This is a genomic window from Candidatus Eisenbacteria bacterium (genome assembly GCA_016930695.1).
Classification (GTDB): Bacteria; Orphanbacterota; Orphanbacteria; order Orphanbacterales; family Orphanbacteraceae; genus JAFGGD01.
Window position 1 is genome coordinate 69344 of sequence record JAFGGD010000023.1, and the last position, 11770, is coordinate 81113.

Annotated in this window: 6 protein-coding genes; 1 reads left to right on the plus strand and 5 read right to left on the minus strand. The window is 69.3% G+C overall.

Going from position 1 to position 11770, the window contains the following annotated elements:
- Positions 1-38: 38 nt before the first annotated feature.
- On the minus strand, positions 39-821 hold the full coding sequence (locus JW958_04005; protein MBN1825407.1) for a zf-HC2 domain-containing protein: 783 nt from the start codon (positions 819-821) through the stop codon (positions 39-41).
- A gap of 11 nt (positions 822-832) precedes the next feature.
- Positions 833-1522, minus strand: coding sequence for a sigma-70 family RNA polymerase sigma factor (locus tag JW958_04010; GenBank protein ID MBN1825408.1), 690 nt, complete (start codon positions 1520-1522; stop codon positions 833-835).
- 168 nt (positions 1523-1690) lie between these two features.
- Between JW958_04010 and JW958_04015 the strand changes: the two genes are divergently transcribed.
- Positions 1691-2575 (plus strand): mechanosensitive ion channel, encoded by an 885-nt coding sequence (locus JW958_04015; GenBank protein MBN1825409.1) that lies wholly within the window; start codon positions 1691-1693, stop codon positions 2573-2575.
- A 20-nt stretch (positions 2576-2595) separates the two neighbouring features.
- Here JW958_04015 and JW958_04020 read toward each other — a convergent pair whose 3' ends face one another.
- The 3 genes from JW958_04020 to JW958_04030 form a co-directional block, all read right to left on the minus strand.
- Complete coding sequence (locus JW958_04020; protein MBN1825410.1) at positions 2596-7101, minus strand: translocation/assembly module TamB; 4506 nt, start codon at positions 7099-7101, stop codon at positions 2596-2598.
- 36 nt (positions 7102-7137) lie between these two features.
- On the minus strand, positions 7138-8961 hold the full coding sequence (locus JW958_04025; protein MBN1825411.1) for a BamA/TamA family outer membrane protein: 1824 nt from the start codon (positions 8959-8961) through the stop codon (positions 7138-7140).
- Positions 8962-9081: 120 nt separating this feature from the next.
- Positions 9082-11550, minus strand: coding sequence for a hypothetical protein (locus JW958_04030; GenBank protein MBN1825412.1), 2469 nt, complete (start codon positions 11548-11550; stop codon positions 9082-9084).
- Positions 11551-11770 lie beyond the last annotated feature (220 nt).

An 11770-nucleotide genomic window follows, 5' to 3' on the forward strand; every position in this document is an offset into this window, starting at 1 on the left:
TCGATTCTCGGGGCGACGGCGCCGCCCCATCGGTTTCGTCATGTCGAACGAAGCGCGGAGCGATCCTCCGCTCGGGGGGCGCGCCCCTGCGGGGAAACACCCGCCCCGGCGCCCGGCGCGGCCGCGGTGAGCGCCGCCACGCGCACCAGTTCCCCTTGCAGCTCCGCCTTCATCCGGTAAGCCTCGGTCATGCATCGGCCCAGGAAGGGACTCTCCGGTGAGGCGAGCCATGCGTCGCGCGCCTCCTCCGCCGCACGTCCGGCGTCGTCCAGATCCCTTTGAATGAGAAGGACCGCCTCCGGCGCGGCGCCGCCGAGGCGGGAGAGGTAGTATCGCGCCTCCCGATCCGAAGACCGGCACTCTTCCTCGATGGCTCGGGCGATCCGAAGAACCGCCGGGTCGATCGGCGCGGTTTCCGTCAGCGGCGATCTCTCGGCGATCCTTTCCCCGCCGCCCGGAGGGGTTCCGTCCAGCAAGAGGATCACCAGAAGAGCGGCGGCCGCCACGGCGACAGGAGGCGCCCCGACACGGAGGAGCCGCGCGGCGCGCCCTGTCCTTCGGCGTCGAAGCGCGGAGGGACGCTCCGTCACATCGCCGTCCCCGCCGATGGCGGCGGCGATCCCCGGCCAGAGATCCCGCCCCGGTTCGATGGAGCGGGGGAGGCGGGCCGCGGCCCGCCGGAGGCTTCGCAATTCCTCCGCCTCGGCCCGGCAGGCGTCGCAGCGGGAAATGTGCGCCTCCACCTCGGCCGCCCGCTCCGGATGAAGCGTCCCATCGATCCAGTCATCGAGCAGCGCCGCCGCCTCGCGGTGGTCCATCACCCTTCGCCTCCTCACCTTCCGCCGAGCGCTTCGCGCAGCAGGCGCCGCGCCCGGTGCAGCTGGGCCTTCACGGTCCCGACCGCCACGCCGGTCATCCCGGCGATCTCCTCGTGTTTATACCCTTCCACGTCGTGCAGCACGAACACCTCCCGCGCCCTCTCCGGCAGCGCCGCCAGCGCCCTCTCCAGGTCGATACGGATCTCGCTCCGCCCGGCGTGCGAAGGCCTCGGCGAGGGACGATCTTCCACCGCTTCCCCCGGCGCTTCGATCCGAAGACGCCTCGCGCGCACGCGACGGTTCTCGATGGTCGTGTTCACGGTCACCCGCCGGAGCCACCCACCGAAGGAACCGGTGCCCCGGTAAGAACCCAGTTTCCGCCAGACCTGAACGAAGACGTCTTGGGTGAGGCTCTCCGCCTCGACCGGGTCGGCGATCATGCGGAGGACCAGCGCGTAGACCCGCCCGACGTGCAAGCGATAGAGCCTCTCGAAAGCTCCTCGGTCCCCCTCCCGGGCGAGCCGGACGAGCGCCGAAAGGTCTTCTTCGATCTCCGCCGCCCCTTCTCCGGTGGCGGGCCGATCCTCCGCTCGCGTCAAGGACCTCTCCCTCGGGGGCTCGCCCCCGGCCCCGCGTTCAACCGATAGACGGCCGGCGGCGGAAAAGGGTTGGAATGGGGGCGCCTCCGCATGCGCGGGCGCCATCGGCCCGAGGCTAGGGCGGGACGCGGCGGCGGTCAAGGTGATCGGCGCGCGCCGGGCCGGGCCATCCCTCCTTCGTGGTGGCGGATCGACCCGAGTCCCTCTATGCTGACGAAGAAGATCGCACAAAACGGGCGGCGGCGGCGCACCACCGCGAGAGGGGGTACCTGGATGAACCTATCGGACAAACTCGCCGGAATCCGCGAGTTTCTGAACGTGCCGATCCTGAGGGTCTCGGGGACCGAGATCACCCTTTTCACGCTCATCCTGGCTTTGGTGATTCTGGTGGCCGGTTATTGGCTCGCCCGCGCTCTCGAGAGAGCGGTGATCCGTCTCTTTCGCGCCCGAGGCGTGACCGACGAGGGGACCGCGGCGATCCCGGCGCGGCTCGTCCATTACCTGACCCTCCTTCTCGGCTTCGGGCTCGCCCTGAACGCGCTCGGCGTCAACCTGACCGCGCTCTTCGCCGCCGGCGCGCTCTTCGCCGTCGGCATCGGCTTCGCTCTGCAGAACGTGATGGAGAACTTCGTCTCCGGAATCATTCTGCTGCTGGAGCGGGTGATCAAGCCGGGCGACGTGGTCGAGCTGGAGAACCGGATCGTCCAGGTGGTGCGCATGGGGATCCGCTCCACGGTGGCGCGCACCCTGGACGACGAGGACCTGATCGTCCCCAACGGCTTGCTGGTGAGATCCACCGTCAAGAACCTCACTCTCCGGGACAACCTCCACCGTCTCCGTTGTTCGGTTGGCGTGACCTACGGATCGGACATGGCGCTCGTGGAGAAGACGCTCACCCGGGCGGCCGAGTCGGTCCCCTGGCGGATCCAGGATCGCCCCGTGCGGGTTCTGTTGCGGCGTTTCGGCGACTCGTCCGTGGAGTTCGAGGTCTCGGTCTGGATCGACGATCCCTGGAAGCGCCAACAGCAGCGATCCGAATTGAATCACGCGGTCTGGAACGCGCTTCGCGAGGCGGGAATCACCATAGCGTTCCCGCAGATGGACGTGCATTTCGACGAAGAGGTGGTCCGGTCCATCGGCGCGGCGAGGACCGGCTGAGGGAGCGGCCGCACCGGGGATCAGTAGTCCTTCCCCCAGCCGATCCCGATGGCGGACTGGTCGTGTCGGCCGAAGAGGGTCTCCACGCGCAGCCGCCCGGTGAGGAAATACTCCAAGGCCACGTAGAGGGCGCTTCTCCCCTCGATGGCCTGTTCATACTTCAACAACAATCGCCGGCTGATGTACTTGCCGATCACCAGCGAACGTCCGCCGTTCTTCCCGCGCCCGCTCTCCACGCTCACCAGATCGACGCCCAGGTCGCGGGAGAGGCGCGCCCCGATCTGGGCCGCGCCGAAGAAAGCGGCCATGTCCCCCGCCCGCTCCTGCACCAGGAGCATCTGGTCGTGGTCGAGCTGGTCCAGCGATCGCCCGAACAGGAGGAAGGAGAGGATGTCCCCTTCGCTCATCTCCGGCTCCGACTCGAGTGAGAGTACGGGCTTATGGACCGTCCCCTGGAAAAGAACGCGGATGAGCGAACCGTCCACGTTGGCGGAAAGAACCATGTCCATCGCCGGGTCCGCCTCGTCCTCGCCGTAGAAGGTGACGGTGCCGCGCTCCACCCGGAAAGCCCTGCCGAGAAAGAGGAGGCTCCCGCGCACCGCGCTCAGCTCGCCGACCACGGTCGGGTACTTCCCTTTTTGAAGGAGACGCAGTTCGCCGGCGAGTTCCACCTCCAGGCCGCGGCCGCGGATCCAGAGACCGGAAGGGATGAGGAGGCCGACGTCCAGGTCGAAAGCGCGCGCCGGCGCGGCGACCTCCGCACGCGGCTGTCCCCCGCCTCCCTCCGGTTTGTCCGGCTCGGGGGGACCCTCCGTTGCGGCCTCCTCCGCCTCGATCCGCCAGAGGGTCGCCTCCCCCTCGCTCGGGAGCAATTCCCGAATCTCTTCCGGGACGCGGAGGACGCCGCCGCGCAGCTCGAAATCCCCGGCCAGCGACGGGGCGAGCCCGGTCCCTCCCAGACGGGCCTCGCCGTCGATCGCAACGCGGCTTCCGTCCATGCGCGAGAATCCGAAGCGGTGCGCCGCGAACATCCCGTCCAGCGCGGGATCACGCGGATCCCCGCGCATTTCGAGACGGAGATCGCAGGAACCGGAGAGGCCGATTTCCGGCGGGAGGAGCGCGTTGAAATCGGAAGGTTCCAGCCCCTCCGAACGGACCTTCAGGCTCATCTCCCCCGCGCCCCGATCGAACGACGGCGGCGAAGGATTCCACGTCACGGGCAGCGCCAACTCCCCCCGGAGAAGATCGCGCTCACCGTCGCGCAGCAGGAGCGCCGCTTGAAGGCCGTCCCCCGGAGGCACGGAATCGGCCGCCTCGCTCTCCATGAGAGAAACGCGCGACGTCGAATCGCCCGTCGCCGCGCCTCCGCCGAAGGAGGCGGCGACGTCCAGGCGGTGGCTCGCGAGACGGGCGTCGTCGGGGAAGGTGACCCGCAAGTTCGCGCCGGCGGCCGGGAGCCGAGCACTCCCCCGGAGGTGGATCGTTCCATCGACCGCGACGGTGCGGGCTCCCTCTCCGGCCCTCCCGCCGGAGAGAGGAACCGGGAAACCTCGGAGACGGCCGTCGAAGGAGATCGGATCCTCCCTCCCGCCGAAGACGGGTGGGAAGGGACCGAAGGCGACGGGTAGGCGGCCCTCCCCCGCGAAGAGGGTGTCGGCTTCGGCGGTGAGGGCGACGCGGAGATCGGCGCCGGAACGATCCCCTCGCAGATCCAACGCGGCGATGACGGAGCGCGCGGCGTAAAGGATCCCTTCTACCTGAAGTTTTCCCTCCGCCGTCCCGTCCCCATCCTCATTCCAGTCGAGGAGAACGCGGCCGGGCCACAGATCGTCGGAGAGGAGAAGCCCTTCCGGTTTCGGAGGGAGACGAAGATCGGCGCGCAGCGCGAGGTCGGAGCGCTCCGGCCGGAGCGACCCGACGGCGTTGAGCGAACCGAGCCCCCCGCGCATCTCGAGACTGTCGACCGAGAAAAGGCCCCTCTCCGGTCCGATCCGGACGCGGAAGGGCCGGACCGTGCGCAAGTCGCCCCCTCCGATGAAGAGGTCCAACGAGTCCGCCGCGATCACCGTCCCGTCCTCGCTTTCCATACGGCCGGAGGCGAGGAGCGCGACGCCGGGGCCGGCGCCGGAGAGACGAAGGGAGGGAGCGCCGGAGCTGTCGCCGGCGGCGGGGAGGCGGACCGAAGCGCGGAGAGTGTCGAGCCGGACCGGGCCCGCGCGCAATCCCTCGGCGAAACGGAGGTCCGCGGAGAGTCCTTCCGCGTCCTGCAGGAAGATTCCGTCGAAACGCGACGCTTCGATCGTTCCGGTTCTCGCCCATCCATGAAAGGAACCCGAGCCTTCCGCCGACCCGGCCCCTCCTCGTAATTCTCCCTCCGCATCGAGAGAGAGATCGAGATCGCCCGGAAGGGCGGGAAGGACACGTCGCGGGAAATCGGGACCGGTGAGGGCAAGGCGGGCCCGCGCCCGCCACCCGTTCGATTCCTTTACTCCCTGTCCATCCATCCGAAAACCGTCCAGGACCACGCGCGCCGTATCGATCGCGATCCGGTCCCCCTCGCCGCGCACGCGGATCAGGGCCGTGTCGAGCCATGCCGTCGCGCTCAGGTCGAGCCTCGCGTCCAAGCCGCGTCCCCCGGCGTCTCCGGAGAGGGAGGCGCGGATGGTCCCCTCCACCGGACCGAAATCGCCCATTTCCGCGCCGGGAGCGAGCGCCGCGAAGGTTCTCGGTCCCGGCAGGCGGAGATCCCCCGCAATATCGACCCGAGGGCTCCCCCCCTCGTTCGCGATCTCCCCGCGGATCGTCGCCCGGAAGGGTCCCTCCCTCCGCCAGGCGGCCCGCACCGAATCGACGACGGCCGGGCCCCTTTTCGCCCCGGCGCGGAGGAGGGGAGGCGGAGGCTCGCCGCCTCGCCACTCGACGCGGAAGCTCCCCGAACCCTCTCGCGCGACTCGGCCGTTCACCGACCACTCGCCCGGCTCGCCGAAGAGAGAGAGGTTTTCGAATTCGTAACCCGCCCCGCCGGAGGCACGCCGGATCGTCCCCTCGCCGAGCCGCCCGGGGGCGTCCCCCGGCGACCCTCCCACGGCCCAAAGGGCGATCGGGGTCACCCGCGCCTCCGCCTCGTCGCCGGAAAGATCGATGGATAAACCAAAAGCGAGCCCGTGGTCCAGGGCGCGGGCGCGCAGCCGCGCCGTGACCGGCGCGCGGAGTCCCTCCGGCGCTTCCGCCTCGAAGCGGAGCGTATCGACAAGTGTTCCCCGGAAACGGGCGCTCATCTCCGCCGCCGCCGTGAGTCGCGGCGCTCCGACCGGGCCCTCCGCTCGAACGGTCAGGTCGGCGCGCGGGTTCTCCACGTCACCCGGGGCCTCCCCGAAACCGAACATGGCGAGCCCCTCCGTCCCCCGGATACGCGCCTCCGCGCGGGCGTCGATTTCCCCCTCCCGCAGCGTCCCGCGCGCGGAGAGAACCGCGTCGGCGAGACGGATCACCAGGCTGTCCAAATCGAGCGTCCCTTCGTCGTATCGGACGGCGAAACCCCCTCCCCGCAGGAACGCGCCGGGCGTCCACTCGCCGGAGAGGCGCGCCCGCTTCGCCGGCGGCAGCGCCGCCCCGCCTTGGAGGCGGATCGCGAGAGACGCGGGAGGGAAAGGACGGGCGCCGGCGCGAACGGGAACCGCACCCTCCGGCACGTCGAGGTTTCCCTCGAAACGGAGCCCCGCGACGCGCCCCCCGGCGCGCTCCAGCGCGCACCGAAGATCGAGCGCCGCCCCATCCGACCGCGAATCCTCCTCCACCCGCGCGGTAAGGAGGAAACGATCCTCCCCCTCACCCTCGACGAGAAGACGAAGCGCCCGGTCCGCGCCGAACCGGAGAAAAACACTTCCCGACGGAGACGCCGTTTCGGGATCGAAAAGAAACGTCCCCCCCTCGACGCTCCAGGCGCCGCCGCCGTCCTCCGCGTCGAGGCGGTCGACGCGCGCGAACGGCGCGCTCCCCGGAAGGAGCCGCACGCTCCCCTCCAGGCGCGTCCGCAGAATCGTCCGCCCGGGCGCGACCACCAAGAAGGGCGCATCCAACCGGGCGGAGTCGATTCGCAGTGACGGGAGAGCGGCTCCCCCCTCTTTCTCCCCCTTTCCGCCGCCGGACCCGACACGGGAACGGATCGCCGGCAGGTCGGCCCGAAGACCTTTCACGTCGATGGTTCGTATGTATATCTCTCGATGAAGAAGCGCTCTTATGTCCGCCTCCAGCCGGAGGTGATCGAAGACGAGCAGCGTGTCTCCGCCGTCGGTCCAGGAGAAGAAACCGGCTTCGAGCCGCCCGAGACCGGACCAACGCGCTTCACGCACGTCCAGAGAACCGGGGATCCGCCGGTCCGCCCAGCGGATCGTCTCCGTGAGGATCTTGTTTCGCGCCGGAGCGAGGGAGAGGATGAGAACCGCCGCGACCGCCGCCGCGACGAAAGCCGCCGCGACGAAAACCGCCGTCCGCAGAATCCTTCTTCCCTTACGAACCTCGCTCACGTCTTCCTCTCTCGGCGGGGGCCTTCCCCCGCGCGGTCAGTACGGGTTGCCGATGGACAGATGGAACACCCAACCCGGTTGGTCTTTCTCCTTGTCGGTCAGACGAAAACCGACGTCGGCGCGAATCGGACCAACCGGTGTCCTCACCATCATGCCCGGGCCGATCGCCGCCTCCATGTCGCGCCAATCGATCTCGTCGCGGCGGCTCCACACCTGGCCGGCGTCGGCGAAAAACGCCCCCCGGAAGCGCCAGAAGAGGGGGAACCGCGCTTCGACGGAAAACTCCGCCTTCGCCTCGCCGCCGAGCGGCGCGCCCTCGTCGTCCAGGGGACCCAGCTTCCGGCGCCGGAAACCGCGCATCGTGTTCGCCCCTCCCGAATAAAACCGCTTGTTCGGGAGAAGATCCGGCGAATCGCCCAGAGGACGCGCGATCCCGATACCGGCCCGCGCCGCCAGCACGGCGCCGACCGGGGCGGCGTGGTAGCCGGCGAGGGAAGCCTCGGCCGACGCGTAGGGACTGTCGGTCCACGGCCCCGGCGGCGACCATTCGAGGGCGAAAAAGGCGACCGTTCCCGCCGTCGGGTCGAGCCGGTCGTTGCCGCCGTCCCGTTTTCCCTCCAACCGGAACGCGCCCAGAATCCCCCCCTCTTCGACGAAGGCGTCCGGCGCGTCGGTCGTGACGTTTACGTCCACTCGGGAGAGGGAGACGCCGGCGCTCAAAGTCGAACGGAGGCTCGGCCTGTGCGTCCCGCCGACACGAAAGGAGAGGCTGAGCAGATCGTAGCTCTCCTCCCACTCCCTCGTCGCGGAAAGCGAAAGATCGCCCCGAAGACGGGGCAGAAAGAGCGCGGGCCACCAGAGCGATCCGCCGGCGTTCTGCCGGTAGCGCGACGCGGAGACGCCGATCGCCCCTCCCCTCCCGCGCCGGAGCAGGTTTCGGTGCTCCCATCGCGCCGAGCCTCGAAGCAGATCGTCGGTCCAATAGCCGATATCGACGCTGACGGTGCGGTGCCGGCGCTCCGCCAACGCCGCGACCAGGTCGAGCGTGTCTCCATCCGCCGGGGCCGTCTCCACGCGTATCCGCCGGAAGAGCTGCAGAATGCGTATCGCGTCCCCGGCCTCGCGGATCCTCTCCGGCGAGTAAAGCACCCCGCGTGGAACGGTGATCGTTTTCCGCACCAGAGGAACGAGATCCTCCGACGCCCCCTCGACGCGGACTCCGCCGAGATGGAAAACGGGACCGGGATCGGCGCGGAAGAGCACGCGGACCGATCCATCCCCCTCCCGCTCCACGGAGGACTCCAAGACGGCGTCGGCGTACCCGTTCTCCTTTAGTGTCTCCCGGGCCGTATGCGTCGCTTCGGAGAGGGCGTCCTCGGTGAAAACGTCCCCGGCCCGGATCGGCGAGCGCTCGCGAATGATCGGGTCGAGCGGCGCCGGGAAACCCTCCAGATCGAAGGCGGCGACGCGCGCCGCCGGGCCGGGGTCGACGGTGAGGACGACCCGCACGTTCCGGTAGCCGCCCACGATCTCGGCGCGCGCGCCGACCCGCGCGTAGGGATACCCGTTCCGCGCCAGAAAGAGGCGGGTCCGGCGGAGGTCTTCCTCCACTATGCTCGGGTAGAGCAGGGGGCGATTCACGCGGAATCGCTTGATGCGCGAAGGGACGGAGAGGCCGCGTTGGAGGCGCGCCGCCAGGTCGCGGTCGACGCCCTCGATGCGGAACTCGGCCACGTTCCATCCCTTGTACCCCTCGATCTCACGGGACGCCGCGACGGAGGGGGACGCCGGCGCGAGAACCGCCAAGGTCGCCGCCACAAAAAGAAAAAGAATCGCTCCGGGAAAGCGCACGTCCGCCATCGCTCCGTCTTCGGTCGGTTCGGTGAAAAACGCCGCCCCCGCCCGATTCGGCGGGAACCGCATCCTCGCATTCTAACAGCACGGGAAAAGGGGCCACAGGGAATCCCGGGTGGGGCGCCGCTACCGGAGAAGAACCATCTTGGCGGAAGCAGAGACGCCATGCGCTTCCGCGCGGACGAAATAGACGCCGGACGCGGCCGGCCTGCCCGCGCCGTCCCTCCCGTCCCAACGCATGGCATGGGCGCCCGACGGGAGGCGGCCCTCGAAAACCAACCGCACCAATCGCCCGGTCGGGTCGTACACCGCGACACGGGAGTGGGAGGGGAAGGAGAGGTCGAAGCGAATCTCGGCGAAGGGGTTGCAGGGATTCGGACGGACGGGGGCGATCCGTATCGCCGCGGGCGCGCGGCCGCCGGCCCATGGCCCCACGCCGGTCGCCCCGGCGATCGGAAGGCTCAGGATCTCCACGTCATCCAAGTTCCAGCCGCAGCATCTTCCCGCGCCGTCCGTGGGCCCCATGGTCCACCGGAGCCGGACTTCCGGCCGGTCGTCCGCCCAGTAAGAGATATCGTGTTCACACAAAACCCACCCGGTGTCGGCCGTCATCGACACGTTCGCCCAGAGGAGAAACCACTCCGCCCCGTCCGGGGAGACCTCCAGTGAGGCGGCGTCCTTCTGCGGACCCTCCACGCCGAGCCAGCGGCGATAACGGAGCCGCACGCCGAAACGGCCGCCGCAATCGATCGGACCGGTGGTGAGCCGCCTCTCCGGCAGATCGTTCGGATAGTCTCCCTCCAGCGCGTAACCGAACACGCGCGCCCCCGTGAAACCGGCCGCCGGGTCCGCCCCTCCCGTCTCGCCTCCCCCTCCCGCCGGCACGCCCCATGCCCACTCCCCCTCGGCGTCCCAGCCCGGATCCGCGTCCATCGTCCACTCGACCTGCGGCGCCGGGTCTCCCACCGCGAGCACCGCGGGGAGGGTCGTCTCTCCCAGCCCGTCGGTCCGGTTGACGAAACGGATCGACGTCGCGTGCGCCCCCGCCGGGAGCGCCGAAGCGGAAGGATCGACCCGGAGGAGAACGGTCGCCGCCGCGCCGGGCGGAAGCACGCCCTCCGTGGTCCCCAGGATCGCCAACCAGGAGACGGGCGGATCGATTTCGACCGCGTAGTCGATCGTTTCTCCGCCTCGCGTCCTCACGGAATACGACCGCATCGCCGGGACGAAGGGTCCTCCCACCGGTCCGGAAGCGCCGAATCCGCTCATGGGTGAAACTTCCAATCCGGCGAGACGCGCGTACGCCTTGATGCAAAAGTTGGCGGTCGAATCGATCGTGGTGAGGTCGATCCATCGTCCGGCGTCCCGATAGAGGCTCTCACCGGTCCGAGCGCGTGACTCGACCAGCGGCCGGCCGGACGACCCGAGAAGAACCGGCACGTCGGAGGTGCGGTCGTAGGGATGCCCCCCCGCGGAGAGAAGCACCCGCACGTTGAAGGGAAGACCGGCGGAAAGGGACGCGGTCCGGTTCAGATCGACGACATGAACCCCCGGCCTCTCGAAGAAACCCTTCGCCTCGGCGAGGATCCGGCCCGTCCTTCCGTCCTCCACGTAGGCCGCCCACTCCACGTTCTCCGCGGCGGTGACGAAACCGACCGCGCCGATCCGCTCGTCCTCTCCGGCGACGAATCGGTTGCGCGCCTCCTTCACCCCTTCGAGGACGTCCCTCCACCCGTGCAGATCGTGATGGTAGACGTGATCCCACCCGGTCCGCCTCACGTCGCGGAAAAGCACGGCGCCCATCCACGGTTCGCTCCCGCACCAACGGTCGAAGTAGGAGATCCAGAAATAACCGGCGAGCCCCCACTCGTCGCCGTGGCTGTTCTTGCAAAGCCAGGCGCCCGGTTCCGGCGCGGCGGTGGCTTTTGCGTCGTCCCAACCGACGATCGCCACGGCGTGGTTCGGCGGATGATCGTCCCCCGGCGGCTGGTAGTGCGCGTTGTCGTGCATGTAGTCGGAGTCGAAAAGCATGCAGGCGGCGACCGGCCCGTACTCCATCACCGCCCTCTTGATCCGGTCGACGCGCGCCGAGTCCGGTCCGGCGGTGAGCCATTCGACGTGGCGCGGCGCGTAATAATGGTAGGACGATCCGACCCGGAGCGGGGGCGCCCCGTAGGATTGCCCCTCCCCATTCCGCACCGCCCCCTCGCCGCGGGCGAGATAGGCGGCGGCGACCAGGTAATCCCCTCCCTGATGCACCGTGAGCCCGCTCACCGAGGGGTCCGGCAGATCGCCGTTCCAATAGCGGTTGAATCCGTTCCACCAGTCCAGATGGTACTCCGCGAGATCCGGCTCCCCCGCTTCCCCCTCCTCCACCCACACCCCGGTCCGGAGGAGATTCCCCTCCAGGGCGGCCATCGTCGCGTGCGCCCAGCAGGTCCCCCCGATCTGGCTTTTCACGGAAGTGACGTAGGAGATCCCTTCCACGTCGCGGAGGTCGTAGGAGGGGGGCGGATCGGCGGCGGCGATGGCGCTGGTGGCGCACGGGAGAAACCCGGCGAGGAGGAGCGCCGCGATAAATGGGGGCGCGCGCATGCGTTCCCTCCGGGGGCCGTACGGGGACGGGGAAAAAACGGCGCCGGCTCGGCCCGGGCGGGCGCCCGACTCTTCTCCCCGACCCGGACCGGGGACCCGAGTCGTCTAAAAAAAAGGTGGGTTCGGATGACTTTTGCTGGTGTAATTATACCCGATTCATTAAGTTACGACAAGAGGGGCGCCGCGCGCGGCGCCTCCCCGTAACCGGACCTTCTAATAA